The organism is Aquibacillus kalidii, assembly GCF_014280935.1.
Classification (GTDB): Bacteria; Bacillota; Bacilli; order Bacillales; family Amphibacillaceae; genus Aquibacillus_D; species Aquibacillus_D kalidii.
Genome location: NZ_JACLZI010000066.1, coordinates 38,078 through 64,448 on the forward strand (window position 1 = coordinate 38,078; position 26,371 = coordinate 64,448).

The 26,371-nt window shown below is 36.8% G+C and carries 26 protein-coding genes; 21 read left to right on the forward strand and 5 right to left on the reverse strand.

Features of this window, described 5'->3' with window-relative positions; genetic code table 11:
- Positions 1-133 precede the first annotated feature (133 nt).
- Positions 134-1,219: a DUF2920 family protein gene (locus tag H7K77_RS20530; protein WP_186580817.1), complete on the reverse strand. Its 1,086-nt coding sequence runs from the start codon at positions 1,217-1,219 to the stop codon at positions 134-136.
- Between the two features lie 264 nt (positions 1,220-1,483).
- On the opposite strand from H7K77_RS20530, the gene flaG reads away from it, so the two are divergent.
- From flaG to H7K77_RS20575, 9 genes are all read left to right on the forward strand, one after another.
- A complete protein-coding gene (gene flaG / locus H7K77_RS20535; protein ID WP_186580819.1) occupies positions 1,484-1,864 on the forward strand; it encodes a flagellar protein FlaG in 381 nt (126 codons plus the stop codon).
- Between the two features lie 14 nt (positions 1,865-1,878).
- Entirely contained in the window at positions 1,879-3,390 is a 1,512-nt protein-coding gene (locus H7K77_RS20540; RefSeq protein ID WP_186580821.1) for a flagellar hook-associated protein 2, read from the forward strand.
- Positions 3,391-3,411: 21 nt separating this feature from the next.
- Entirely contained in the window at positions 3,412-3,810 is a 399-nt protein-coding gene (fliS, locus tag H7K77_RS20545) for a flagellar export chaperone FliS (RefSeq protein ID WP_186580823.1), read from the forward strand.
- Positions 3,810-4,163 carry a hypothetical protein gene (locus tag H7K77_RS20550; RefSeq protein WP_186580825.1) on the forward strand — a complete coding sequence of 118 codons (354 nt, stop codon included), beginning with the start codon at positions 3,810-3,812 and terminating at the stop codon, positions 4,161-4,163. The genes fliS and H7K77_RS20550 overlap by 1 nt, the downstream gene beginning before the upstream one ends.
- Before the next feature lie 131 nt (positions 4,164-4,294).
- Entirely contained in the window at positions 4,295-5,269 is a 975-nt protein-coding gene (locus tag H7K77_RS20555) for an AAA family ATPase (protein WP_186580827.1), read from the forward strand.
- On the forward strand, positions 5,266-6,396 hold the full coding sequence (locus H7K77_RS20560; protein ID WP_186580829.1) for a DUF58 domain-containing protein: 1,131 nt from the start codon (positions 5,266-5,268) through the stop codon (positions 6,394-6,396). Before H7K77_RS20555 ends, H7K77_RS20560 begins: the two co-directional genes overlap by 4 nt.
- Positions 6,377-7,711, forward strand: coding sequence for an MFS transporter (locus H7K77_RS20565; RefSeq protein WP_186580831.1), 1,335 nt, complete (start codon positions 6,377-6,379; stop codon positions 7,709-7,711). The genes H7K77_RS20560 and H7K77_RS20565 overlap by 20 nt, the downstream gene beginning before the upstream one ends.
- A gap of 97 nt (positions 7,712-7,808) precedes the next feature.
- Entirely contained in the window at positions 7,809-8,123 is a 315-nt protein-coding gene (locus H7K77_RS20570; protein ID WP_186580833.1) for a hypothetical protein, read from the forward strand.
- Between the two features lie 140 nt (positions 8,124-8,263).
- Positions 8,264-9,217, forward strand: coding sequence for a DMT family transporter (locus H7K77_RS20575; RefSeq protein WP_186580835.1), 954 nt, complete (start codon positions 8,264-8,266; stop codon positions 9,215-9,217).
- Between the two features lie 69 nt (positions 9,218-9,286).
- On the opposite strand, the gene H7K77_RS20580 is transcribed toward H7K77_RS20575, so the two are convergent.
- On the reverse strand, positions 9,287-9,511 hold the full coding sequence (locus H7K77_RS20580; protein WP_222599481.1) for a DUF4190 domain-containing protein: 225 nt from the start codon (positions 9,509-9,511) through the stop codon (positions 9,287-9,289).
- 243 nt (positions 9,512-9,754) lie between these two features.
- On the opposite strand from H7K77_RS20580, the gene hpf reads away from it, so the two are divergent.
- From hpf to prfB, 4 genes are all read left to right on the forward strand, one after another.
- Positions 9,755-10,318, forward strand: coding sequence for a ribosome hibernation-promoting factor, HPF/YfiA family (hpf, locus tag H7K77_RS20585; protein ID WP_186580837.1), 564 nt, complete (start codon positions 9,755-9,757; stop codon positions 10,316-10,318).
- Positions 10,319-10,541: 223 nt separating this feature from the next.
- A complete protein-coding gene (locus tag H7K77_RS20590) occupies positions 10,542-10,778 on the forward strand; it encodes a hypothetical protein (protein ID WP_186580839.1) in 237 nt (78 codons plus the stop codon).
- 162 nt (positions 10,779-10,940) lie between these two features.
- Positions 10,941-13,454 (forward strand): preprotein translocase subunit SecA, encoded by a 2,514-nt coding sequence (gene secA / locus H7K77_RS20595; protein WP_186580841.1) that lies wholly within the window; start codon positions 10,941-10,943, stop codon positions 13,452-13,454.
- Positions 13,455-13,537: 83 nt separating this feature from the next.
- A protein-coding gene (gene prfB, locus H7K77_RS20600; RefSeq protein WP_186580843.1) for a peptide chain release factor 2 occupies positions 13,538-14,639 on the forward strand; the annotation gives its coding sequence in 2 pieces (ribosomal slippage) (positions 13,538-13,609 and positions 13,611-14,639; 1,101 coding nt in all).
- A gap of 283 nt (positions 14,640-14,922) precedes the next feature.
- On the opposite strand, the gene H7K77_RS20605 is transcribed toward prfB, so the two are convergent.
- Genes H7K77_RS20605 through H7K77_RS20615 form a run of 3 tightly spaced genes read right to left on the reverse strand, consistent with a single transcriptional unit; the run spans position 14,923 to position 17,067 of the window.
- A complete protein-coding gene (locus H7K77_RS20605; protein ID WP_186580845.1) occupies positions 14,923-15,129 on the reverse strand; it encodes a hypothetical protein in 207 nt (68 codons plus the stop codon).
- A gap of 26 nt (positions 15,130-15,155) precedes the next feature.
- Positions 15,156-16,328, reverse strand: a complete 1,173-nt coding sequence (locus H7K77_RS20610; protein ID WP_186580847.1) for an ABC transporter permease — start codon at positions 16,326-16,328, stop codon at positions 15,156-15,158.
- On the reverse strand, positions 16,321-17,067 hold the full coding sequence (locus H7K77_RS20615; protein WP_186580849.1) for an ATP-binding cassette domain-containing protein: 747 nt from the start codon (positions 17,065-17,067) through the stop codon (positions 16,321-16,323). Before H7K77_RS20615 ends, H7K77_RS20610 begins: the two co-directional genes overlap by 8 nt.
- 165 nt (positions 17,068-17,232) lie before the next feature.
- Here H7K77_RS20615 and H7K77_RS20620 point away from each other — a divergent pair, with 165 nt between their 5' ends.
- From H7K77_RS20620 to H7K77_RS20655, 8 genes are all read left to right on the forward strand, one after another.
- The gene (locus H7K77_RS20620) at positions 17,233-17,934 is read left to right on the forward strand and encodes a LytR/AlgR family response regulator transcription factor (protein WP_186580851.1); all 702 of its coding nucleotides are present in this window, start codon (positions 17,233-17,235) and stop codon (positions 17,932-17,934) included.
- Between the two features lie 21 nt (positions 17,935-17,955).
- Positions 17,956-18,915 (forward strand): sensor histidine kinase, encoded by a 960-nt coding sequence (locus tag H7K77_RS20625; protein ID WP_186580853.1) that lies wholly within the window; start codon positions 17,956-17,958, stop codon positions 18,913-18,915.
- Positions 18,916-19,260: 345 nt separating this feature from the next.
- Positions 19,261-20,124: a YitT family protein gene (locus H7K77_RS20630; RefSeq protein ID WP_186580981.1), complete on the forward strand. Its 864-nt coding sequence runs from the start codon at positions 19,261-19,263 to the stop codon at positions 20,122-20,124.
- 278 nt (positions 20,125-20,402) lie between these two features.
- On the forward strand, positions 20,403-21,089 hold the full coding sequence (ftsE, locus tag H7K77_RS20635) for a cell division ATP-binding protein FtsE (RefSeq protein WP_186580855.1): 687 nt from the start codon (positions 20,403-20,405) through the stop codon (positions 21,087-21,089).
- Positions 21,079-21,972: a permease-like cell division protein FtsX gene (gene ftsX / locus H7K77_RS20640; RefSeq protein ID WP_186580857.1), complete on the forward strand. Its 894-nt coding sequence runs from the start codon at positions 21,079-21,081 to the stop codon at positions 21,970-21,972. The genes ftsE and ftsX overlap by 11 nt, the downstream gene beginning before the upstream one ends.
- 47 nt (positions 21,973-22,019) lie before the next feature.
- On the forward strand, positions 22,020-23,369 hold the full coding sequence (locus H7K77_RS20645) for a murein hydrolase activator EnvC family protein (protein ID WP_186580859.1): 1,350 nt from the start codon (positions 22,020-22,022) through the stop codon (positions 23,367-23,369).
- Positions 23,370-23,501: 132 nt separating this feature from the next.
- A complete protein-coding gene (locus H7K77_RS20650) occupies positions 23,502-24,998 on the forward strand; it encodes a S41 family peptidase (protein ID WP_186580861.1) in 1,497 nt (498 codons plus the stop codon).
- A 132-nt stretch (positions 24,999-25,130) separates the two neighbouring features.
- Positions 25,131-26,336, forward strand: coding sequence for a S1C family serine protease (locus H7K77_RS20655; RefSeq protein ID WP_186580863.1), 1,206 nt, complete (start codon positions 25,131-25,133; stop codon positions 26,334-26,336).
- The last annotated feature ends 35 nt before the right edge of the window (positions 26,337-26,371 follow it).

Sequence of the window (26,371 nt, forward strand, 5' to 3'; positions counted from 1 at the left end):
AATTAACAATAGTTGTTTCCTATTAAAAAAACCCTAAAGTTAGAAGGAGGCAAACTTTAGGGTTTTTTAGATAGACTCGAAATGTTGTTCTTCAGAAAATTACCCATTTCTGAAACGGATATTTCTACATATTTTATCTAAAATCGAAATTAAAAATTGGTAGACCATGTGAGTAATCGACCGTTATAAACGTATTTTTTAGTCTAATTTCATATTTACTTTCTCTTTCCAGACTCTTTCTGGTGGAACGTTCAAAATTAATAGCATACTGAAAGAGTTCAAAAAAATCTGCATTTAAACCATGATTATTGGACTTATATTTTATATTATCTATATCTTCCTTTTTAACAAGAATATAATCTGAATTAGATAAAGAAGCGATTATTTTTTTCTTTTCGTTATGATTTATTAAATTGTCTTCGTCACCTTGAAATGCTAAGACCTGTGTTCTCATATTAAAGTTCTTATACAGTGTACTCAAGTTTAAATCATTTTTATGTTTAATAATATCTTTGGCTAAATAATTGAATTCAATGGCAAGAGTTGCTTTGCCAAGTTTGTTATAAAGGTGTCTATTTCCTGAAAGATAACCAGGCTCTGTCCAAGCTGAATTATCAATTATAAAAGAAAATAAGTTAGGTGCTAATCTATTGGATAAGTGTAACAAATAAGCTCCATGAGAATGACCATAGCCAATAATCCTTTTGGAATTAAAGGATAAATTATTATCTTTAAGTATAATCTTTATAGTTTCTATTGCACAGATTAAATCTATTGCCTGCATATAGCCCATATCATTAAAATGTTCAATAGTTTCATCGAGGTCAGCAGTTAATGGTAGGACAGTATTTTTATTGGATATTATTTGAGATAAAGCAGAAGAATTTATCTTAATTTTTTCTAACTCTTCTACTGTGAGGATTGAATTTAAAAGGTCGGGATCTTTGTAACTAAATTTATTAGTGGATTGCATATAGCAACTACCAAAATAGTCACATTGGATTGTAACTAAATTATATTTATCTGCAAATTGTCTTCGCATTTTTGTATAAACGTTTGAGTCAATGTCCCCGCCAAATCCAGGAACGAATATTACCAATCCTGTTCGTTCATTTACTCCATTTTCTGGGATGGAAAACTCAATTCGTAATTCACGATTACAAGACCCATTATATATATTTTGATGAGCCGGTATGTGTAAACTGTGTTGTTCAGCCATAATAGACATCTCCTAAGAAGTAGTTAATAGAAACTTTTTATTGATATTTTAAAGCATCTCAGCTTATTTGACATAAAATTGCATCTAATAATTTCATGTAAAAAATGGATAGCTAATAATTATTTTAAATTTATTTAATCTATAAAAATTTCTGCATGTACCATACCATATTACAACAAAACTTCAATAATTACTTTAAAATTCTAAGAGGTAACCGATAAAATAACTATACGACTTTAATTAACGTAAAGGATTGGTGTGACCATGAATGTAGAAAAAACCATTTCTGGATCTCAACTCCTGCAAAAGTCTTCAAACAACGGGCATGGTACAACTGCAGAAGAAAGAACCACTATTATTCAAAATTCTATTGCTGAGAGAACTACATTACCAGAAGGAACATATGAAGGGCAAACATTGGATAAGAAAGAAATTGAAAAAATGATAGCGGGTTTGAATGATTTTCTAAAGCCCACTGAAACAGCACTTCATTTTGAATTCCATGAAAAATTAGACGAATATTATGTTACGATTATTAATCCTCAAACGAAAGAAGTAATAAAAGAAATACCACCTAAAAAATTATTAGATGCTTATGCTTCAATGGCTGAATTTTTAGGATTTATAGTTGACGAGAAGATATAGGATGGTGAATTAATATGGTAAGTGGAATTAGTAGTACAAGGTTAAGTGGACTTGCTTCAGGGATGGATACGGAAGCCCTGGTAGCCAAATTGATGGATGTGGAGAAAATGCCTTTGACCAAGATGCAACAAGATAAATCTTGGATGACGTGGCAAAGAGATGCTTATCGTGACACCAACAAAGCTTTGTATGATTTTAATTTAAAACTCTCTGATATGAAGTATACCAAATCATATATGTCTAAAACGACAACATCATCTCAACCGAATGCTGTTACAGTAACTGGAAATACTGCAAGTTCAAATGGTAGCTATAGTATTCAGGTTAATGAACTAGCAACAGCAGCAATAAAAGTAGGGACACAGTCATTAGGCTCATCTTTTGATCCGGATGCAGCTTTATCAAGTGACTTACATGGTGATATTACTTTTTCTACTTATAACGAAAGTGGCGAGATGGTAACAAAGTCTGTGACGATTGCAGCGGGTGATACATTGAATGGAGTTTTAAAGAAAATCTCTGATAGTGACGCTGGTTTGCGAGCATTTTATGATAAATCGTCTGGAAAAGTAGTAATGGAAAGAACAGCAACAGGCGACTTTAATCCAGTAGATCCAACAACAGGGGATAATGATGGAGAAGAAATAATACTAGGTGCTTCAAGTTTCTTTGATTTTGTAAACTTAAGTGGATCTGTAGAACAAAACGGAACAAATGCAGAAATAGTTTATAATGGTGGACTGACACTAACACCAAAGAGTAACTCTTATACAATGAATGGTTTAACTTTTAATTTCAATACTACAACTACTTCACCTGCTCAAATAACTGTAGACAATAATGTTGACGAAGCGTTTAATAAGATTAAAGAATTCATCGATGAGTATAATAAATTAGTAGAGAAATTAAATGGTAGCCTAACAGAAACTAGATATAGAGATTATAAGCCATTAACGGATGAACAAAAAGAAGGGATGTCTGAAGACCAAGTTAAGCTTTGGGAAGAAAGAGCTAAAAGCGGTTTGTTGAAAGGGGACAGCTTAGTAACAGATGGTCTGTTTGATATTCGTGAAAAATGGTACACAGAAGTTAATACAGGTGGAGCGTATGATTTAATCACGGATCTAGGTATTGGAACTTCAAAAGAATTTCTAGAGAGCGGAATATTAACGATAAAAGATGAGCAAAAGCTTAAAGATGCACTAAGAAATGATCCTGAGAGTGTCTATAAGTTATTCGCGAATAATGAAGCCGGTTCAGATAAAGGACTTGTCTATAAATTAGAAGCATCCATTAAGAAAACCATGACTTCAATCGAGGAACGTGCAGGAAAAAGTACATCCACTAACCAGCAGTATACATTAGGAAAACGATTAGATGATCTGGATGATAGAATTGATGACTTTCAACAAAGGTTAGCTACCATCGAAAACAGATATTGGAGTCAATTTACGGCCATGGAAAAAGCCATGACTCGATTTAACTCCCAATCGATGTATCTTTCCAATCAATTTGGTGGATTTTAAAAAGGAGGAGCTATTACACTAATGATGAATCAAACATATAACACTTATCAAAACAATTCCGTTATGACTGCTTCCCCAGCAGATCTAACTTTAATGCTGTATAATGGCTGTTTAAAATTTATTAAACAGGCTAAGAAAGGTATTGAAGAAAACAATTACGAGAAAAAGAATACGAATATACAAAAGTCTCAAAACATCATTGATGAACTATCTATTACTTTAGATCAAGAGGTGGCAATATCTAAGCAAGTTTTACCACTATATGATTTTATTAAGAGGCAACTTGTTGAAGCGAATATCAAAAATGATGTGGAAAAACTAGACCAAGCTGCTGAGTTAATAACAGAATTTCGTGATACTTGGCAACAAGTGATTAAGATTAATCGTCAAAGGCAGTATAGTGGGCAAGGTTCAGTTTAATGTCAAAAGTAGAAGAGTATTATAAGTTATCTAATAGTTTATTAGAAACGTTAAATACCAAAGTTACAAAAGATCAAAGGCAAGAAAAAATAGATAAGATAACGTCCATTCTTGCTGCAAGGGAAGCTCTAGCTTCTAATTTTAGCAAAACATATACTGAAGAAGAAAAAGAAATTGGAACTTCTATTATCGCATTAGACAAACAAATCCAAGTTAAAATGACTGATTTTTTTGAAGAGATAAAGTTAGATATAAAGAACACTAAGAAACAAAAGAATTCCAATCAAAAGTATGTTAATCCATATCAAAACCTTTCCTCTTTTGATGGTATGTACCTTGATAAAAAGAATTAATCTTTGTAACCTGTTGTATGATGATTGATATTATCGTGCAACAGGTTTTTTTACGGAAATAGTAGGGATAATGAGAGCATAGGTTGTATAATGGAACTTAACAGTAAATATATGAAAGGGGTTAACCATTTATGAAAATAGACCAAATCCAACATTTATCCCAAAAAATAAAATCCAACATCCAACAAGTTATCGTCGGTAAAAATGACACCATCGACCTACTTTTAGTAGCACTTATTTCTTCCGGTCATGTCTTATTAGAGGATGTACCTGGAACAGGGAAAACGCTGATGGCGAAGACGCTTGCTAAATCTTTATCTAGTAAATTTAAGCGCATACAATTCACTCCGGACCTACTTCCTTCAGATGTTACCGGGATTAATTTTTATAGTCAGCAAAAAGGAGAATTTGAGTTTCGAGAAGGTCCGATTTTTTCAAATATACTCTTAGCGGATGAGATAAACCGTGCTACCCCGAGAACGCAATCTAGTTTGCTAGAAGCAATGGAGGAAAGACAGGTTACGGTTGATGGTGAAACTCGTAAACTATTAGCTCCATTTTTAGTAATCGCGACACAAAACCCTGTAGAAAGCCAAGGAACCTTTCCGTTACCAGAGGCACAGCTGGACCGCTTTTTATTAAAAATTAATATAGGCTACCCAACTAAAGAAGAAGGCATTTCCATCCTAAAACGATTCAAAGAAAAAAATCCGTTAGAGAATATTCAACAAGTTTTGAGTTCAGAAGAGATCATCGAAATGCAACAGTTATATTCTCAAGTAATGGTAAGTGAAGATATTCTTTCTTACATGATGGATATTATTGAACAAACAAGATCCCACTCTGATTTAGCGTTAGGCGTTAGTCCGCGTGGAAGTCAGGCTTTATTAAAAGCCGTTCAGGTTTATGCGTTGATTCAGGGGCGTGAATTTGTTATTCCAGATGATGTAAAGGCAATGGTTAAGCCTGTTTTAGCGCACCGACTTGTTCTAAATCAACGAATTGGAACGAAACAAAATCAAGCACACGATATTTTAGCAAAGATCCTAAACGAAGTACAGGTACCTACAGAAGAGGAACTTGCAAAGGAATGGAATGAAAAATGAGTATTGCTTGGACGATCTTTATTACCCTAATGGTTATGCTTGCTCAGGGTGCTGTCTACAGTAAATGGGGACTAAATCGTATCAAATATACGCGAACCTTCAGTCAAGAAACGGCCTTTGAAGGGGAAGAGGTGGAGATGATTGATCGTATTTCTAATCATAAACTTCTTCCGCTACCATGGTTGCGACTAGAGTCAAAGATGAATCCGAATCTCGTGTTTCATAAAAGCACAATTCATCCTAATTTGAATCAGGAAGACGATCAGTTTCATCGAACATTGTTTACCCTTTTACCATTTCAAAAAATTACGAGAAGGCATAAGCTGACATGTGTAAAAAGAGGATATTATCCATTGCAAACTGTCTCTATCGCTACTGGAGATGTGATTGGTTTTGGGGAAACGTTTCAATCCGTTGAAGCAAAGGCGAGTATGACGGTCTATCCTCGTATCGTACCAATCAAGGAGATTCCACTTCCATCGCACAGTTGGCTAGGAGATATTACGGTTCGAAGGTGGATCGTTGAGGATCCCTTTTTATATGCTGGGGTACGTGAATATGCTTATGGTGATCCAATGAATGCAGTCAATTGGAAAGCAACGGCACGAACAGGTCAACTGCAAATCAATAAGCGAGATTTCACGGCTGACCATCATTTAATGATCTACGTTAACTTTGATTTATCGGAGGATTTTCGTTTACCAATTTATAATGAAGCGGTAATTGAAAGAGGATTATCCTATGCTGCATCGATTGCTAATCACACGATTAGTAATGGCATCCAGACCGGCTTCGGATGTAATGCCTATTTTGTAGAGCCATTTACAAATTCGACTGATCCGGTCAAGGAGTCTGTTCGAATAGAACCAAGCAGTAGTAATGGGCAAATAGCTTATTTGCTAGACACAATAGCAAAGCTAAAGATGGATCGAAGTAGAACCTTTTTTAGCTTTTTACAAGAAGACATTGATCAGGAAAGAACGAATGCTGATATCCTTATCATAACAGCGATTGTAACTGATAAGATGCAAGTGAAAATTAGGCAACTTGAAACTATGGGAAATGCAGTTGAAGTGGTTCAGTTGCAAGATGACATGGGAGAGGTGGGTGAAGAAATTGCGCAGTAAGTTAAAGGTAATCGCATTGAAATTTCTTCAAGGATTAGTCGAATACATTGTCCTTTTCCCAATATTCTTATGGCTTGCAGTTTATTTTGTACCAGATCAAACATTAGTTATTTGGTTATCTAGCATAGCCATTATCTTTCTGATCGTAATAGCTTTCCGTGTGATTTTCTTGAATCAACCTAGATGGATCCCTATTTTGTTTGGTCTTGCTGTTGTTGGTGTATTTACTTATCTTTTTCAAGAAACATGGTTGGAATTAGCTGCTAGTTGCCTCGTCAGTTTAGTAGTTGCTTATCGAGCTTTGTTATACGCAGAAAACGAATGGGGTAGGCTCTTTTCAAGTGTGTATATGTGGTCGTTAGGGATACCTGTCTACTTTATAGGCTACTTTTTATTTAAATACGTCGATAAATTGGTACCTTATCAAAGTCCTGTTACGGTTTTAGGTGTAGTCCTACTGATACTGGCTTTGTTTATATCTAACGACCAACACCTTGCAACGGCAACACTATCGAAAAAAGAACAGCCCCGCGTTAGTAGTGAGATTAAGAGAAATAATCGTGTTTTCCTTATCGTAACGATTCTCGTCATTGGTGTAATTACTAATTTTCAAGTGATTCAACACGCGTTATTTGTTGCTGTTAAGTCTGTTGCTCAAGGAGTAATCGGATTTCTTACCCTATTCGAATCTGAACCCGAACCCCTTGAAACACCAAAGCAACAAGCACAACAGCCTCTAATGATGCAACCGGAAGAATATGACCCATCCCTTTTTGCCATTTTGATGGAAAAGCTAATGATTTTGACGGGTTACCTTGCCATAGTTGTATTTATTTTTTTATTGTTGGCTGTTTTTGTAAAACGTTTCCGAGGGTGGTTAATTACCGCGTATCGTTTTGTTAGGGGTTTATTTAAACAAGTATTTAGCAGGGGGAACAAAACTGAAACAGAGAACGAATATGTTGATGAAAAGGAAAGCAGTTTTGACTGGAATTTGTGGCGTAAGCAGGGGCAAGAAAAGGTTAAAAATATGTTTGGAAGAATATACAAAAGACCGGTAAAGTTTGATAATTTATCCTCGCGTGAAAAGGTTCGCTTTATCTATAAGCATTTAATAAAGGAACATAGTAAATCTGGTTCTAAGCTTTCCCTTTCCGCTACTGCACATGAAATGATTAGGCAGCTTGAACAGGAGTACCCTGATCGGCAAGCTTTACTGGCTGAGTTGGAACTAGAATATGACAGAGTTAGGTATGGGGATAAGGATGGGGAGAAGACGATTATTGATCGGATAGCTGGACTTATAAATAAATAAATAAATAAATAAATAAGTTAAATAAGAAGGTTACTAGAAAAAATTATTAGTAACCTTCTTCCATAGTAAGTACCTATATGTAAGAAAGGGTGATGGAATGCTTATATTCGCTGCATTTGTTACGATTGTTTCCATGCTGTTGGGATCGTCTATTCAAACGAAGATATTAAAGTCGAGAAGACTCGTTTTCCTCAAATTAAGTGGATTTTATTTTGCTATTACGCTACTTCCATTTTTCGCAGTAATGATTCTTGCATATATTCTAAACTCGTTTGGTAGGATACTGGCCGAATTGGTAGGTGGGATATTCTTTGTGTACTTCTTTTCTCTCCCTTATATCGCTCTATTAAACTTACTTTGGATGATTGTGCAATATGTTACTAATCGTAAGGATGTTAGTAATGAATCGTAGGTTTTCGAAGTAATTTCACATGCTTCTTTATATCCCCCCTTTAACTCTTTCCAACGCTCTGAATCACTTTCTTTGCTAAAAATTTCACAATAACATACGATATACCTTATTGATATAAAACAAGCAGGAGATGACATAAATTGAGAGGTTTATTTAAAAATAAAATATCGGTGATCGGGATAGCTGTATTCTGCTCGATCCTGTGGGGAAGTGCCTTTCCAGTATTAAAAGTTAGCTATGAGGAGCTGCAAATGAGTCCAGATGATATCATTGCGAAAATTGTCTTTGCTGGGATCCGGTTCTTACTGGCTGGCCTTCTTGTGCTAGCGTTTCTATTAGTTATTAGCCCGAAAAGGATTTTAGTTACAAGTCGACAGTTTATGATATTAATAATCTTAGGGATAGTCCAGACTGCGCTACAATACTTTTTCTTCTACAATGGTCTAGCAAAAGTATCTGGTATGCAGGGAGCCATTCTTTCCTCTAGTGGAACGTTTTTTACGGTAATCCTAGCCCATTATTTTTATAAAAATGATCGTCTAAGTTGGAAAAAAGCTGTCGGATTGATCGCAGGCTTTTCAGGGATTGCGATTGCGAATTGGGGGCAAGAATTTCAATTAAATTTTCAGTGGGACGGGGAAGGCTATATGATCCTGTCCGGAATCACTAGTGCGGTTGCAACAATCATGGCTAAGGAGCTTGCAACAGGTATTCATCCATTTGCTGTTACTGGTTGGCAATTGAGTTTGGGGGCGTCCATTTTGCTACTGATTGGTGTTCCACAGATCAACGATGGAGCGATCGTTTTCACCCCATTTGGAGTAGGGTTATTGGTTTACTCAGCCATTCTATCTGCAGTTGCGTTCGGACTTTGGTATTCTCTATTAAAATACAATCAGGCCGGAGAGATTAGTATGTACAAGTTTATTGTTCCTGTCTCGGGTGCTGTTTTGTCGTCGATTTTTATTCCCGGTGAGGAATTGAACTTGTTTATTTTCGCTGCGATAACAATGGTTGCGATTGGAATAATTGTTGTCAACTATAAGGGGAGAAGGGCAAGGCGTGAACAAAATTTGGCTAGGAGTAAATCATAATAGTATAGTGTTAGGTGAAATAAAAAATCCCAACTAAAATAACTAGCTGGGATTCACTGTATCTATTAGTTACATGCTTGCAAACATAGCCAAACTAAGAACTACCATGAGTATTAGAATTGCATAAAATGACGTACCAATAATGCTAGTTGTTAAACTAGCATTCGCCAGACCACGGCCACCTTGGTTGTAATTTCTAATTTCTTTAAGGGCTTTGGCTGCCAGAACGATACCAATAATTCCAAGGAAAAAACCTAGATAAGGAATAAGAATAGATAAAATTCCTAATACCAATGCTGCAATTGCCTTTCCATTTGTTTGAACAGGTGTTTGATAATGATTAAATGATTGCTATTTTTTAAGGTTATTTTAACCGTTGAAAAATGAATACTTTCATTACTTATCAAACTTTATATTCCATTTTATCAATAGACAAAAAATCGCCACATTCGACAAAGAAATTTACCTGTTTAAGAAGGATTTTATAAGGGTATCCTAGAATATAAATACATAGGTTAAAAAAAGGAGGACACTTTTATGAAATATAACATCCGTGGTGAAAATGTCGAGGTTACAAGTGCCATTAAGGATTACGTTGAGAAGAAGATTGGGAAGTTAGAGCGTTATTTTGATACTCCGCCAACATCTGATGTAAACGTGAACATAAGTGTCTATAACGATGAACAACAAATAGAGGTTACGATTCCGATGACAAATTTATTACTTCGTGCCGAAGAGAATCACAATGATCTATATGCTGCCATCGACCTTGTTGTAGATAAGCTAGAACGTCAAATTCGTAAATATAAAACAAAAGTTAACCGTAAGTTCCGTCAAAATGGTGCACCAAAGCACGTTTTTGCTGAATTAGAAAAAGAAGCAATGGCTGCCCAAACAGCGGTAGAAGAAGACGAAGAAAGTGAAATGGAAATCGTTCGTAATAAACGATTCGACTTAAAGCCAATGGATTCAGAAGAAGCAATTTTACAAATGGATATGCTTGGTCACGAGTTCTTCGTATTTACTAACGCCGTTTCTGGGAATACGAATGTAGTGTACAAACGCCGTGATGGTCGTTATGGATTAATAGAGCCAAGCTAATAAATTGATGTTAGACAGAGGGGATTCCTAGTGAGTCTCCTCTAATTTTTTTCAAATACTTCAACAATATATAATTTATCATAAAAAAATTTCAGGAAACGTAAATTTACATAATCAAAACATATTTTTAACATATAGCTTACATAGCATTTTTCTCATATGCTGATTAGCTTCTTTTTCGTTTACATGCTATAAAGTAAGTAACGAAAAGGGGGCGTATTCTATGTCAGTAGATCAGGAGCAATCCTATCAATCTATTTGTCGCAAACTGGAACAGCATGAGGAAACCATTACACAGTTACTTGCCATACTTGCTGTTAATAATCGAAAATTAAATGAAATAAATCAAAGGCAAATTAGTCTTGAGCGACATGTGCTTTATTCCTCCAGCTCACCCCACACGACATTTGCTGAAGCAAGACCTCCTTTATCCACGAATACGTCCCACTCAAATAAGTAGCTCATCCCCTGGGCTGCTTATTTGTACGCAACTTGGACATATCGGGATTCTTGTCTTTGCAAGGTGCTAGTGTTATTATTAAGTTTGGATTTAAAAATTAACTAATAGCAATATATAGCTTAAATTAAATAAAAATTTTTCACTAAATAGAGGAGCGTTTATATGCGTGGATTACTAAAGAAAGTCTTCGGGGATGGTAACCAACGCCAACTAAGCAGGTTGCAAAAAGTAGTTGACGAAATTGAAGCGCTAGAACCAGAGTTTGAAAAGCTAACGGACGATGGTTTAAGAGCTAAAACAGAGGAACTTAAAAAGCGATATCAAGATGGTGAAAGTCTTGATGATTTAATGGTTGAGGCATACGCTGTTGTTCGTGAAGGGGCGAAAAGAGTTCTAAATATGCGTCCATTCCCTGTACAGATTCAAGGTGCTGTTGCGATGCACGAAGGTAACATAGCTGAGATGAAAACTGGGGAAGGTAAAACATTAGCGTCTACTATGCCAGCTTACTTAAATGCATTGACTGGTAAAGGTGTTCACGTTATTACAGTGAACGATTATTTGGCTGAACGTGACTCTCGTGAAATGGGACAACTTTATGAATTTCTTGGCCTAACGGTTGGTTTTAACGCGAATAGCATGACAAAAGAACAAAAGCGAGAAGCGTATCTAGCTGACATTACGTATGGTACAAACAACGAATATGGGTTTGACTACCTTCGTGATAACATGGTGCTTTATAAAGAGCAAATGGTACAGCGTCCGTTGCATTTTGCGATTATCGATGAGGTTGACTCCATTTTAATTGATGAAGCAAGAACACCATTGATTATTTCTGGATCTGCATCAAAATCAGCCAGTCTGTATCAACACGCTAATTCATTTGTGCGTACGTTAAAAGATGAAGATGATTACACGTATGATGTGAAATCCAAAGGTGTTCAATTAACGGAAGAAGGTATCAATAAGGCAGAGCGTTTCTTCGGAATTGAAAACCTTTATGATTTAAATAACGTGACACTAACTCACCATATTAACCAAGCACTAAAAGCACATGTATCCATGCAACGTGATACAGATTATGTGGTGGAAGAAGATCAAGTAGTCATTGTTGACCAATTTACTGGACGTCTAATGAAAGGTCGTCGTTATAGTGATGGGCTTCACCAAGCAATCGAAGCTAAAGAGGGATTACAGATCCAGAATGAAAGTATGACGTTAGCATCGATTACGTTCCAAAACTTTTTCCGTATGTATGAAAAGCTTGCTGGGATGACTGGTACGGCAAAAACGGAGGAAGAGGAATTCCGTAATATTTATAACATGGACGTTATTGCTATTCCAACGAACCGCCCGATCGTTCGTGACGATAAAGCGGATTTAATTTATAAGTCAATGGAAGGCAAGTTTAGAGCTGTTGTTGAGGAAATTAAAACTCGTTATCAAAAAGGACAACCAGTATTGGTTGGTACGGTAGCGGTTGAAACTTCTGAATTAATATCTCAGCTATTGAAAAAAGCTGGCGTAAAGCATAACGTTTTAAATGCGAAAAATCACTATCGCGAAGCAGAAATTATTGAAAATGCTGGACAACCTGGTGCCGTAACCATTGCAACAAACATGGCTGGTCGTGGTACGGATATTAAACTAGGTGAAGGTGTAAAAGAACTTGGTGGTTTAGCGGTAATTGGTACAGAGCGTCATGAATCTCGCCGTATTGATAATCAGTTACGTGGTCGTTCTGGTCGTCAAGGGGACCCTGGTGTTACACAGTTCTATCTTTCTATGGAAGATGAGCTAATGCGCCGTTTCGGTTCTGACAATATGAAAGCCATGATGGAACGTTTAGGGATGGATGATACTCAACCGATCGAAAGTAAGATGGTTTCAAGAGCTGTTGAATCCGCTCAAAAACGAGTAGAAGGAAATAACTTCGATGCTCGTAAAACTGTTCTTTCTTATGATGATGTGTTACGTCAGCAGCGTGAAGTTATTTATAAACAACGTTTTGATGTTATTGATTCCGATAACCTACGTGAAATTATTGAAAAAATGATCCAGTCTACAGTTGAGAATACGGTACATTCCTTTACTGCAGATGACGATGAACAAGAATGGAACATCACTGGTCTATTGGAGTATCTTCATGCTAACCTTTTAGATGCTGATCAAATTGGAGAAGCTGATCTGAAAGGTAAGGATCCTCAGGAAATGATCGATTCAATCATGGAGAAAATTAAAGTGAAATACGATCAAAAAGAGGAAGAGCTTACTCCAGAGCAAATGCGTGAATTTGAAAAAGTTATTGTGCTTCGTACAGTTGATACGAAGTGGATGGATCATATTGACCAAATGGATCAGCTCCGCCAAGGTATTCACTTACGAGCATATGGACAAAACGATCCGCTTCGTGAGTACCAAATGGAAGGTTTCGCGATGTTTGAGCAAATGATCGAATCAATTAACGAAGATGTTGCTAGATACGTTATGAAAGCACAGATTCGTGAAAACTTACAACGTGAAGAAGTTGTGAAGGATACGCAAGCAGTATCTGGCGACCAAGCGAGTGAAAAGAAAAAGGTGAAACGCCCTTACGTGAAAGCAGAAAGTGTTGGGCGTAATGAGCCGTGTCCATGTGGCAGCGGTAAGAAGTATAAGCACTGTCATGGGCGTTAAGGCTTATAGAGGTTAAGAGGAAAGGCACTTCCTATATGGAGGTGTCTTCCGACTTTTTATACATTATAGTTGAGGTGGATAATATGGAATTAGTAGAAATACGACAAGATTTAGATAAAATGGCTAAACGTTTAGCGGACTTTAGGGGGTCTCTTTGACTTAGATGAGAAGAGAGCCCGAATTGCTGAGCTAGAAGAACTAATGACAGAGCCTGACTTTTGGGATGATCAACAAGGTGCTCAAAAGGTTATCGGAGAAGTAAATGGATTAAAAGATTTGGTTCAAACCTTTGATAAGCATGAAGAGAACCTTGAGAATCTAGAGGTTTCCTATGAGCTTGTAAAGGAAGAAGATGACGCTGATTTACGCGAAGAATTGGAGTCGGAGGTCACGGAACTAACAGAGGCTTTAAACAGATTCGAATTATTTATGCTGTTAAGCGAACCATATGACAAAAATAATGCTATCTTAGAATTGCACCCTGGTGCTGGTGGTACAGAATCCCAAGACTGGGCAAGCATGTTATTGCGTATGTACACGCGCTGGGCTGAGAAAAAGAACTTTAAAGTGGAAACAATGGACTATCTCCCTGGTGAAGAAGCAGGTGTGAAGAGTGTTACACTGATGATTAAAGGTCATAATGCTTATGGCTATTTGAAGGCGGAAAAAGGTGTCCACCGTTTAGTTCGTATTTCACCATTTGATTCTTCAGGCCGTAGACATACTTCCTTCGTATCTTGTGAGGTTATGCCAGAGCTTGATGATGATATCGACATTGAGGTTAGAACTGAGGATCTGAAAATTGATACGTACCGCTCTAGTGGTGCAGGTGGTCAGCACGTTAATACGACTGACTCAGCAGTGCGGATTACACACATACCAACAAACACGGTTGTAACGTGTCAATCAGAACGTTCCCAAATCAAGAACCGCGAACAAGCAATGAAAATGTTAAAAGCAAAGCTATACCAATTAGAAATTGAAAGGCAACAACAAGAACTAAACGACATCCGTGGTGAGCAGAAAGAAATCGGATGGGGCAGCCAAATCCGTTCCTACGTGTTCCACCCATATTCCATGGTTAAAGATCACCGGACCAATCATGAAGTAGGGAACACAAATGGCGTGATGGATGGTGACCTTGACCCGTTTATCGATGCATACTTGCGCTCTAGAATGGATTAATTATTTTGGAAGAGGCTCTTTCTTAGATGAGAGAGCTTCTTTTTTGTATGCTGAATTACTGTTGGCAGGATGATTTTGTACTGTTGGCACATAACCTCTCTCGTTTGGCACATAAATGCTTGGAAGTGGCACATAACTCCTGAATAGTGGCACATAACTCATACAAAGTGGCACATATATAAACAATACTGGCACATAACCTAACTCACGCCTAATATTATGTACGCTGCAAACAGCTACAAATTAAAAAGAGCTCCCACACAGGAAGCTCTCCATAAAAAGATCATCTACCGAACAAATTTAAGTTAAACTGTCTCCATTTAGACGTATCATTATTCATCGAATAGACACCAATTAGCTCAAGTGCAATACCAACTCCGTAGCCTAATCCCATTACGAAATCAGGTAGGTGCACTTCAAATTGACGAAGTAAAATCATAGTGACAATAATCGTTGCACCAACTGGAAAGCACATACTCATTTTCTTCATTCGTAAACACCCTCTGAAAAATTATTTTAAGAATCTCCTAGCACCCATTTACTCTTCTTAAACATAAATGTAGCGGCTGTGAAAATTAATAGGATGAACACTGCTGAACTTCCAAGTACCATGACAATGCTGGATATTTCATAAATACCTGCGATTAATTGTTTTATTAAGGCGAATATGTTTACAATCGGTACGAGAAAGTGCAAGTTTGTTAATTCGTGTGGTGATACCATTAGTAATATGAAGTATGGTACCATGCCAAGCATCGAAATAGGTGACAAGTAGTTTTGCGCTTCTTTGACCGTTTTGGCTATCATGCTGAGCAACATTTCGATCGCTGCGATTAAAAAGGCGAATGAGAAGATCCCGATACATAGGCTAGTAACGAAAAACGGTAAATTCTGGTCTAACTGCATGGCACTTTTCATTTGAGTGGTAAATAGCTGTACGAAAACGACGAAGGTGATGACAGAGAATACGCCACTCATGGCACCTAATGTAGAAATCGTTAACCATTTTCCTGTTACAATGTTAATGCGCTTGACTGGTGTCATAATCAAGGCTTCCATCGTTTTCCGTTCTTTCTCTCCTGCAAACAGATCAGTAGATGCTGGGAGGCCACCCATAATTACTGCGAGCACGATGATTAATTGAGCAAAAATCGATACCATATAGCTAGAGGTAGCGTCGTCTTCTGGTGATAGACTTAACTGATTGATAGTGAAAGGTTCTAAGCTGCTAACGTCTACCCCTTGTTCCTGTAGTGTATTTCCGACTAATATTTCCTTTTTACTAGAAAGCAAGACAGTAATTTTATCCATAACTGTGCTAGCTTTCGTGCTTATTGGGTCTCCATGTAATTCAATAACCGGTTTTTCATTAGTTGCTAGAGCTTCTGTGAAATTATCTGCTACGACAACTGCTAGTGATGTATTACCATCTGTTACTTCTTCCACTGGGTTTTCACTTGAAATAAATTTTATAGATTCAAGTTCTTCTAACCAACTGACAACTTCCTCATCTGCATTACTATTAATCGAAACATCAATAACTTCTTCGTTATCTACACTAAACATAAAGTTATCCATAAAATAAACGAGCGCAATATTGAAAAGGATTGGAATGACGATACTGAGCCATAATGTTTTTTTATCACGAAAAGCGTCTTTCAGTTCTTTGAAATAAATATGTTTAATCAATGCTATTCCCCCTAACGATTTTGGACATGAAGATATAATTGAGATTGTCTGTTTCTTCTTCTTTGTAAAGGTTTTGAAGTGTGCCGTTATACACAACATTACCTTTGTGAATCATAACAATCGCTTCGCAAAGTTGCTGTACTTCTTCCATAATGTGGCTTGAAAAAATGATTGTTTTGCCTTCGTTTTGCAAATGGTGAATAAACTCACGAAACATATTTGCAGATGTAATATCTAAACCAGTTGTTGGTTCATCTAACAAAATCACTTGTGGGTCATGAATTAATGTCCTAGCAATGGCTACTTTTTGCCTCATCCCTTTCGAAAAACCCCCAACACGTCGGTCTAAATAATCCTTCATACCAAATCGTGTAGCTAACAGTTCAATTTGATTTTCCGTATGGTGGCGACTTAGTCCGTATAACCTAGCAAAATATTGGAGGTTTTCCCGTGCAGTGAGGCGATCGTATAACCCTGTTTCACTACCGAACAAAACACCTATTGTCTTTTTGATTTCAGTCGGATTTTTTTGTACATCTAAATTGTTTATTGAAATCCCACCAGAAGTTGGCTCTAAAATGCCAGCTATCATTCGTAGCAAGGTTGTTTTCCCTGCCCCGTTTTCTCCTAATAATCCGATTACCTCTCCTTTTTCAATTGAAAAGGAAACGTTATTAACTGCAGTTACCGTCTTTTTCTTTTCTTTAAATACGCGTGTTACTTGATCTATTTGGATCATGTAAAGACCTCCTCGTGCTAAAGTTGTTATCTTAGTTATAAGCGAAAAATAACAGGGTGTCAGTAGGTATGTCATGAAGCGTCCTTATGATGTCACAAAACGTCTATTTTTTTGCTAATCCATGTTACAATAAAAGAAATAAAGACAGATGGATCGAGTGATAGGATGATAAAGGTAGGTTTAGTGGACGACCAAGTATATGATTTAGAAAAGCTACAACTGATTCTTGGCAAACAAGAAGATGTGGAAATTGTGTTTGCAACAACTAAGTCTGAAGAGGCTTATGAACTTCTCAAAAAAGATGAGATAGATTTATTAGTCTCAGATATTGAAATGCCTAGTTTATCAGGCTACGAGCTAGCAGACTTTATAAATACATATGGATTGGATGTTAAAGTGATTTTTGTAACAGGCTATAGCGCCTACGCTGTTCATGCGTTCGAGCTGGATGTGCTTGATTACATTTTAAAACCATATTCTAAGGAGCGTTTGATAAAAGGGATTGGTCGATTTGAACAAAAGCAAACAGAGGTAACTAGCTCAGAGAAGTTGATGCTGAAACAGCAAAGTGAAATACATATGATTAACAAGAAGGACATTGTTTTTATTGAACGCACTGGGAGATCTACAACGATTGTCACACTCGCGCAGGAGCTTGAAACATACCAATCGCTAGTTCAATTGGAAAAACAATTAAATAAGCAATATTTCATACGTTCCCATAAGGGGTTTATTATTAACGTGCAGTATATAAAGAACTTCACGATCTATTCCAAGCATTCTTATCTTGTTCATTTTCAACAGACGAACAAAACAGCGATGATTACAAAAGCGAATCTAGAAACCTACCAACAACAGTTTTACTAGGTTTGTAAAGGAGTAATTTTATTGTATAGTAGAACTTTTTATTATTTTCATATTTTCCTCTTTTTACTGATATCGATTGTAGTTGGGTTAGATAGTATTAGTCGATCAGCTGTTACCGCTATTATATTTATAGTTGGTTTGGTGATCACGTATAAATTGTATCTCCAATCGGAAAAGTGGGCTAAGCAAATGTGGTTACTATATACGTATCTATTGATTCAGCTGTTATGTAGTAGCTTGTTTGTAATACATAATTTAATAGTTAACGTTATTGTTTCCTTAATAATGACCCTACTATTTATAAGCATTTCTAAGGTGATTGCTGAAAAAATTAGTAATCAAAAAAAGTTAGAGACTTTAATGGAAAAGGTAGCGACGATGGATGATTCTTTCCGTGTTGTTCGTGCTCAGCGCCACGATTTCATGGGACATGTTAGTAGGATTGATTTTCTAGTTTCGGAGTCAAGATTTGATGAAGGAAAGGAATACCTGGCTGCTTTAATTAAACAGTATCAGCTTGTCAATTCTGCGGTAAAAGGGGAGGAAGGCCATGCAGCGTCGGTCTTATTAACCTACCAAAAGCAAGCGGAACACGTTGGTTCAGAAGTGTCATATCAGCTAGATGCACCAATCTCGCAATTGCCTATCCCAACTGTGGACCAGGTCAGTTTATTGTCGAACTTGCTAACAAATGCAATTGAGGCAGCTAGCGAGCATTCGAATAAACAAGTTCAATTACATACGTCGATACATAGAGGTTTATATATTTTAGAACTCACTAACACAACATTACCGTTACCTAACGAAATTGCAGACAACTTATTTAAACGGTTCGATCTAACTTCGAAACAGGAGCACCACGAAGGATTAGGTACATATATCATTCATGAGATCGTCACTAGCAACATGGGTCATTTAGAATATAAATATGAAGCTGAATTGATGGAAATAAAAATTAAATTCCCGATGGTGGAGAGGTAGTGACCAGGTCAAGATTAAATGGATCTGGTCTTTTTTGTTCGATATGGTGTAGGTGGCACATATCTGAGATGTTATGGCATATAAGTTCCTAGAAGTGGCACATATCCATCACAAACTGGCACATAAATCCATCAAAGTGGAACATATCTCCTTTTCATCCTCACAAAAACATCGAATCACATCATTATAGTATAAAAACATCGCTCCATCCCTCTGTCACTCCATTACAATACAGTGCTAAACACTGTTGTGATAGGCTTCTATGCGTGTTATACTCCATAAGGTTGAAATCATGGAATTGATTACGAGCTTAAAAGTTTTAACAACAGAGGTGTTTAAGTGATGATGACTAAATATAGACGTGAGCCGATGCCGCGTGTATTGGTTAATATAATTGAATATACACTTATTTTTATTGGTTCTTTTTTCGTTGCAACAGCATTTAACGTATTTCTTTTGCCACATGAAATAGCATCAGGTGGTGTTGCTGGGATCAGTACGATAACAAAATCCTTGTTTGGATGGGAGCCTTCGCTTGTACAATGGCTCATTAATATCCCGCTATTTATCACCGGAGTCCTTGTGCTCGGGAAAAATTTTGGTTTGAAATCATTGGTCGGGACGATTGTGTTACCGCTGTTTGTTTTTTTGACAAAGGAATGGGCAACAGCTACTCCGGATCCATTACTGGGAGCAATCTTTGGTGGTATGGGTGTTGGATTAGGGTTAGGAATTGTTTTCCGTGGTAAAGCTTCCACTGGTGGGATTGATTTGGCAGCTCAAATCTTTCATAAATTTTTCCCACTGCCACTAGGCGTCTGTGTTGCCTTATTTGATGGAATGATCGTCTTGACGGCAACGCTTGTATTTTCTGTGGAACAAGGATTATATGCCTTAATTGCCCTGTTTGTAACTAGCAGAACGATAGACTTTGTGCAGGTTGGTTTGAACACATCCAAAAATGTGATGATTATAACCGATCAGGTTGAAGAAGTGCGCCGAGTCTTGCTAGATGATATTGACCGAGGTGTTACCGTTCTAAATGGTACGGGAGGATATACGGACGAAGAAAGAAAAGTACTAATGTGTGTTGTCGCGCAAAACGAATTTAGCAAAGTGAAACAGATTGTCAGACATGTGGATGCCAAAGCATTTGTGGTTGCCATGAACGCAACCGAAGTACTAGGTGAAGGTTTCAAAACGTCATAACTAATTAAATAGTCTACCGGACATAGGACCTATCTCTTAATATAGGAGAATGGGTTCTTTTTTATTTTGAAGAAACAAGACACTTTTACAAAAAAGATAGAATTATGCTAAAAATTAGTAGCGTTTGAAATACAAATGTAATAAAAATATGTCTAAAAAAATTGAAATTAGATGTTATAATAAATAGGACTTGCTAATTTCGACATTTGTTGCGAGATAATATTCATTGAAAAGATAAAATTGTTTTTTACTAATTAAATTAAAAAGGTGATTAATATATGATAGAAATGCAGGGAGTTTACAAGACATACCCGAACGGCGTGACGGCTTTAAATGGTATTGACGTCATGATAGAACAAGGCGAGTTTGTCTATGTAGTTGGCCCAAGTGGTGCTGGTAAATCAACGTTTATCAAGTTAATATTCAGAGAAGAGAAGCCTTCCAAAGGTTCCATCAACGTTAACAATAAAGATCTTCTAACCATGAAGTGGAAAGATGTACCTTACCTTCGAAGAGACATTGGTGTTGTCTTTCAGGATTTTAAACTTCTACCAAACTTTACAGTCTATGAAAATGTAGCTTTTGCTTTAGAGGTAATTGAAGAAAGCCCAAAAGCGATGCGGAAGCGTGTAATGGAAGTGTTGGATCAAGTAGGGTTAAAGAATAAAGCTCGATTTATACCTGACGAATTGTCTGGAGGAGAGCAGCAGCGTGTTGCTATTGCTAGAGCTATCGTCAATCATCCTTCGTTATTAATTGCGGATGAACCTACAGGTAACCTTGATCCCGATACATCTTGGGAAATCATGAGAATACTAGAAGAAATAAATGCAAGTGGGACAACGATTATCATGGCTACTCATAGTAAAGAGATAGTAAACACAATTAAAAAACGTGTTATTGCCATTGAAGATGGCTTAATTGCACGTGATGAGCATCGAGGTGAATACGGCTATGAAATTTAGAACATTGAAAAGGCATTTTAGAGAAGGTGCTAAGAACATCCTTCGTAATAGCTGGATGACAATTGCATCTGTGGGTGCTGTTACGACAACACTTATCTTGGTAGGTGCATTTTTAGTCTTGATGTTCAACCTAAATCATATTGCGGACAAACTAGAAGAGGATGTCCAAATAAAAGCATTAGTCGATTTAACTGCTGATGATGCCGAGATAGAAGCGGTTGGAGAAGCGATTAACAAGATTCCGGAAGTGTCTAGTGTTGAATTTTCTACTAAAGAAGAAGAATTAGCAGATTTGGTTAAGAGTATGGGAGAAGAAGGGGAAGTTTGGGAGCTTTATGAACAGGACAACCCATTAAACCATGCCTATATCATAAAAGCAACAGATCCTCTTGATACAGAGTCGATTGCTAAAAAGATTAAGAAAATCGACAATATCGAGAATGTTACGTTTGGCCAAGAGGCTGTTCAAAACTTGTTCAAATTTAATCAATTAGCCCGAAATATCGGCCTGGCCCTTATTATCGGATTAATATTTACCGCGATCTTCCTAATTTCAAATACAATTAAAATTACAATCATGGCAAGAAAAAGAGAAATTGGCATTATGAAGCTTGTCGGTGCAACGAACGGATTTATTCGCTGGCCGTTTTTCGTGGAAGGAATGCTATTAGGTGTACTAGGGAGTATCGTACCTATCGCAGTAATCGTCACAGGTTACTACTATATTAGTGAAAATGTAAGTGCCTTTAAACAATTTAATTTTGTGGAACTATTACCGTTTAGTCCATTTGCCTGGCAGATCTCTCTTATTATTCTATTAATAGGAGCATCGATCGGAGTTTGGGGTAGTGTAATGAGTGTCCGCAAGTTCCTAAAAGTGTAATTACTAGTTAATTTGTAAGATATAAGAGGGGAAGGGGAAGATAAACGATGAAGAAGACCTTAACTTATCTAGCAATCTCTACTTTGGTTGTTACTTCCATCCTGCCAGTTTCACAACATGTGTCGGCAGAAGGGGTTGGATCCCTTAATCAAAAAATCAATGAGCTAAAAGAAGAGAAAAGTGATATTAGCCAACAGAAAAACAGCATAACTAATAAAGCAAATGAAACTGCTGAAAAAATTGAAAAGAATAAAGAAAAGCAAGAAGAGGTAACAAGTGAGATTAACCAAATAGATAATCAACTAGAAGTTACACAAAACAAGGTGGCTGCAAAAGAAACTGAAATAGCGGCTACAGAAAGTGAAATTAAAAAGACAGAAACAGAAATCAAAGATACAGAAGAGGATATTGTTGCGCTTAAAGAAGAAATAAAGAAAGTAAAAGAGCGTATAGAAGAGCGTGAAGAGTTACTAAAAAATAGACTTCGTGCGATTCAAAAAAGTGGTGGAGACCTCTCTTATTTTGAGGTGCTGATGGGTGCTTCAAGTTTCGGTGATTTTATAAATAGAGCTACAGCTGTTAATAAGATCATGGATCAAGATAAAGAAATAATGGAATCACAAAAGAAGGATAAAGAAAGTTTAGAATCCAATCAAAAGGAGTTAGAGGATAAGCAAGCGTCCTTAGAAGCTAACCGTGAAGGATTGGTAAGTAAGAAAGCATCTCTTGAAACACAAAAGCAAGAGTTAAGCAATTTACAAGCATCATTAAACCAACAATTGTCTAGTAAACAATCGTTGAAATCAGAATTAAAAGAAGAGGAACAGCATCTAGAAGAATATAAAATATCTATGGAAGAAGAACGACGCGTATTAGCAAATCAACAGGCAATTATTGATAAAGCTATCCAAGATGCTAAGAAAGAAAAAGAACGCGTCGAGCAATTAGCAAAAGAACAATCATCTGCCAATAATGGTACATCAACTACTCCATCAACTTCTACTGGAGGAAGTAGTTCGTTTATCCGACCAACGTCTGGATATATTAGTTCGCACTTTGGTAGTAGAAGTTTAGGATACCATTATGGTCTTGACTTTGCAGCTGGTGCTGGTACACCGATATACGCTGTTGCTGACGGTGTGGTTACGAGATCCGAGTATTCGTCTAGTTACGGTAATGTAGTTTACATTTACCATGCAAGCTTAAATAAAACAACCGTATATGCGCACATGGTAAGTAGACCGTCTGTATCATATGGGCAATCAGTCTCACAAGGTACACAGATTGGTGGGGTAGGTAACACAGGTAATTCATTTGGAAACCATTTACACTTTGAAGTACACAACGGTGGATGGAGCTACCACGGTGGAATAAACCCATTACCTTTCTTACCTTAATTAAAAATAAACATGTTTTGGACAAGTATTGCATAAACTAAATTATCAAAGGGCATCGCACGATTATGTTGTGGTGCCTTTTTGTGGCATAATCGATACATAAAACAGAATTAAATTCGTAGAGGTGAAACCATGAACTTGAAAAAGCGTTACATAGTAATACTATTGGTCGCTGCACTACTATTAGGGGCTGGTGGTTCTTATGTTGGTGTGCAACTTGCACAGTCAGAAGATGGACAATCAGAAATTTCTTCTGGTAATGCAGATTTAACTACCGAAGAAAGTCAATTTCTAGATTTATCTAATGATGAGCAAAAGCAACTTTTAAGTAAAATGCAGGATATGCAAAAAGTAATTAAAGCATATGAGCTTATCAAAGGTAATTATGTGGAGAAAATTGAAGACAAAGAACTTATTGAAGGTGCCGTGCAGGGAATGCTCAATACGTTAGAGGACCCATACAGTGTTTATATGGATAAGGAAACTGTTGAGGAGTTTAATCATCAAATTGAATCCTCGTTTGAAGGTATTGGTGCCGAGGTAAGCATGGTTGAAGGAAAAGTTACGATCATCGCACCAATTAAAGATTCACCAGCTGAAGACGCAGGCTTAAAACCAAATGATCAAATTCTAACGGTTAATGGGGAAAGTGTTGAAGGATTAGATTTATATGATGCAGTTTCGAAAATACGTGGGGAACAAGGAACTAAAGTGACGCTAGAAATACAGCGTCCGGGTGTGGAAGATTTATTAACGATAGATTTAATTCGTGATGATATTCCATTAGAAACAGTCTATTCTGAAACGAAAGAAATCGATGGGAAGAAAGCTGGTATCATTGAAATCACATCGTTCTCAGAAAAAACAGCTGAACGATTCCATGAAGAGCTAACTAAATTAGAAGAAGCGGGAATCGAAGGCTTAGTAATTGACGTTCGTGGTAACCCAGGTGGATTATTGCCAGCTGTCGAGGAGATTTTGAAGAACTTTATACCAAAAGATAGTCCATACTTACAAATTGAAGATCGTGATGGGAAAAAGTCTCGCTACTTCTCAGAATTGAAGGAAGCAAAGGATTACCCTGTGAGCGTATTAATAAATGAAGGTAGTGCCTCAGCTTCAGAAATATTAGCCGTTTCTATGAAGGAAGCTGGCGGATATGATGTTGTTGGAACAACCAGTTTTGGTAAAGGAACTGTACAACAAACTGTTCCAATGGGAGATGGAAGTACCATTAAATTAACTCTGTTTAAATGGTTGTCTCCAGATGGTAACTGGATCCATAAAAAAGGTGTAGAGCCTACTGTAAAAGTTAAACAACCTGAGTATTATTATACAAATCCAATCCAAATAAAAGAGCCGCTAACATACAACCAATCGAATGATAAAATAGCTAATGCTCAAGTAATGTTAAATGGCTTAGGCTATGATCCTGGAAGAGAAGATGGATTCTTTAGCAAAGAAACAGTAGAAGCAGTTAAAAGCTATCAATCTGATCAAGGAATAGACGTAACAGGTGAGATTAATAAGCAAACAGCGGAAAAGCTACAAGCAAGTGTAGTTGAAAAAATAACTAATGGTGAAAATGATAATCAAATGGAAAAAGCGTTAGAGGTTTTATTCCAATAACCAACAGAAATAATCCGTGGGCTTCCCACGGATTATTTGTTTTTATGGTATGCTAATAGAAGAAGGAAAATTGCGATAGTTATCGAATTAATTACATACAGGTTTTGATGTTGTTGGAAGGGGTAATAGCGGATGTCAGATTGGTTAATAGAGTTTGCAAAAGGAGTCGGGAAACTATTTTTAAATCCCCTGTTTTATTGGTTCTTCATACTTACCTTTCTTGTTTCGCTATCACGAATTAAGAATGAAAGAAAGAACTTCGGTACAAAAATATTTGATGTCTATTATGAGGCTGCTTATACTTGGCCAGTATCATTAATTAGTGGAGCCATCCTATCTGTACTAGCTGTAGGATTAGGAGTAACGTTTGATTACACGGTAATAGCACTTTTATCACTTGTTACTATTTTATTAAGTGTTTCAGGTCGTTTCTCATGGTTATCTGCTGCTTATTCATTTGGATTTACTTATTTATTATTATTAATTTTTCCATCGGTACTAGACAATGTGCTCCCTTCTGAGTGGCAAGAAAATTTTAAGAACGTAGAATTTGTTAGCTTTACTACCTTGTTAGGTTTAATGATTATGGTGGAAGCTGTTCTTGTACTACAAATAAGGAAGAGAGAAACATTTCCAGAGCTGGTTAAGGGAAATAGAGGTAAATGGGTTGGACAACACCGGTTAAAGAAGATTACGATGATCCCCTTCTTTGGTTTAGTGCCTAGTGGGTTAATTACACCTTTTGCTGACTGGTGGCCAATGTTTTCGATTAACGGGGAAAGCTATGGCATACTTCTGATTCCTATAGTTATTGGATTTGAACATGTAGCAAAAGGTGCCTTACCAATTAAGGTTACCCGCGCATTAGGACAATCCTTATTAATTTTAGGACTTGCTACAATTGCATTATCTATTATTGGTTATTACCTACCAATCTTTACGTTAATCAGTGTGATTGTTGCGTTAATTGGAAGAGAGTGGCTGTCTTTTCATTTCCGCTCGAAAGATCAGCAAAACCAGCCATTCTTTAGTCCGGATCAAACAGGATTACTAGTTCTAGGAGTTATCCCGGGAACACCTGCAGAAAGTTTGAAATTATCCGTTGGAGAAAAAATTCTTAAAGTAAATGGAATCCGCGTAGCAAACGAGCAGCAATTTTATGAAGCACTGCAAGCAAATAGTGCCTATTGTAAACTTGATATTCGAGATGAGCGTGGAGAAATCCGGTTTGCGCAGCGTGCACTTTATCAAGGAGAGCACCATGAATTAGGAATTTTGTTTGCTAAAAAGCAATACAGAATAACAACGAAAGAACAGAAAACAGCACAGAAAAATTAAGTTAACATCCTCTAGACACTACAAGTCTATGAGGA

What these genes read in the sequence shown, in the direction of transcription:
- H7K77_RS20530 (WP_186580817.1), bottom strand. Translation starts at nt 1,219, where the DNA reads ATGGCTGAACAACACAGTTTACACATACCGGCTCATCAAAATATATAT.
- flaG (WP_186580819.1), top strand. Translation starts at nt 1,484, where the DNA reads ATGAATGTAGAAAAAACCATTTCTGGATCTCAACTCCTGCAAAAGTCT.
- H7K77_RS20540 (WP_186580821.1), top strand. Translation starts at nt 1,879, where the DNA reads ATGGTAAGTGGAATTAGTAGTACAAGGTTAAGTGGACTTGCTTCAGGG.
- fliS (WP_186580823.1), top strand. Translation starts at nt 3,412, where the DNA reads ATGATGAATCAAACATATAACACTTATCAAAACAATTCCGTTATGACT.
- H7K77_RS20550 (WP_186580825.1), top strand. Translation starts at nt 3,810, where the DNA reads ATGTCAAAAGTAGAAGAGTATTATAAGTTATCTAATAGTTTATTAGAA.
- H7K77_RS20555 (WP_186580827.1), top strand. Translation starts at nt 4,295, where the DNA reads ATGAAAATAGACCAAATCCAACATTTATCCCAAAAAATAAAATCCAAC.
- H7K77_RS20560 (WP_186580829.1), top strand. Translation starts at nt 5,266, where the DNA reads ATGAGTATTGCTTGGACGATCTTTATTACCCTAATGGTTATGCTTGCT.
- H7K77_RS20570 (WP_186580833.1), top strand. Translation starts at nt 7,809, where the DNA reads ATGCTTATATTCGCTGCATTTGTTACGATTGTTTCCATGCTGTTGGGA.
- hpf (WP_186580837.1), top strand. Translation starts at nt 9,755, where the DNA reads ATGAAATATAACATCCGTGGTGAAAATGTCGAGGTTACAAGTGCCATT.
- H7K77_RS20590 (WP_186580839.1), top strand. Translation starts at nt 10,542, where the DNA reads ATGTCAGTAGATCAGGAGCAATCCTATCAATCTATTTGTCGCAAACTG.
- secA (WP_186580841.1), top strand. Translation starts at nt 10,941, where the DNA reads ATGCGTGGATTACTAAAGAAAGTCTTCGGGGATGGTAACCAACGCCAA.
- H7K77_RS20605 (WP_186580845.1), bottom strand. Translation starts at nt 15,129, where the DNA reads ATGAAGAAAATGAGTATGTGCTTTCCAGTTGGTGCAACGATTATTGTC.
- H7K77_RS20615 (WP_186580849.1), bottom strand. Translation starts at nt 17,067, where the DNA reads ATGATCCAAATAGATCAAGTAACACGCGTATTTAAAGAAAAGAAAAAG.
- H7K77_RS20620 (WP_186580851.1), top strand. Translation starts at nt 17,233, where the DNA reads ATGATAAAGGTAGGTTTAGTGGACGACCAAGTATATGATTTAGAAAAG.
- H7K77_RS20630 (WP_186580981.1), top strand. Translation starts at nt 19,261, where the DNA reads ATGACTAAATATAGACGTGAGCCGATGCCGCGTGTATTGGTTAATATA.
- ftsE (WP_186580855.1), top strand. Translation starts at nt 20,403, where the DNA reads ATGATAGAAATGCAGGGAGTTTACAAGACATACCCGAACGGCGTGACG.
- ftsX (WP_186580857.1), top strand. Translation starts at nt 21,079, where the DNA reads ATGAAATTTAGAACATTGAAAAGGCATTTTAGAGAAGGTGCTAAGAAC.
- H7K77_RS20645 (WP_186580859.1), top strand. Translation starts at nt 22,020, where the DNA reads ATGAAGAAGACCTTAACTTATCTAGCAATCTCTACTTTGGTTGTTACT.
- H7K77_RS20650 (WP_186580861.1), top strand. Translation starts at nt 23,502, where the DNA reads ATGAACTTGAAAAAGCGTTACATAGTAATACTATTGGTCGCTGCACTA.
- H7K77_RS20655 (WP_186580863.1), top strand. Translation starts at nt 25,131, where the DNA reads ATGTCAGATTGGTTAATAGAGTTTGCAAAAGGAGTCGGGAAACTATTT.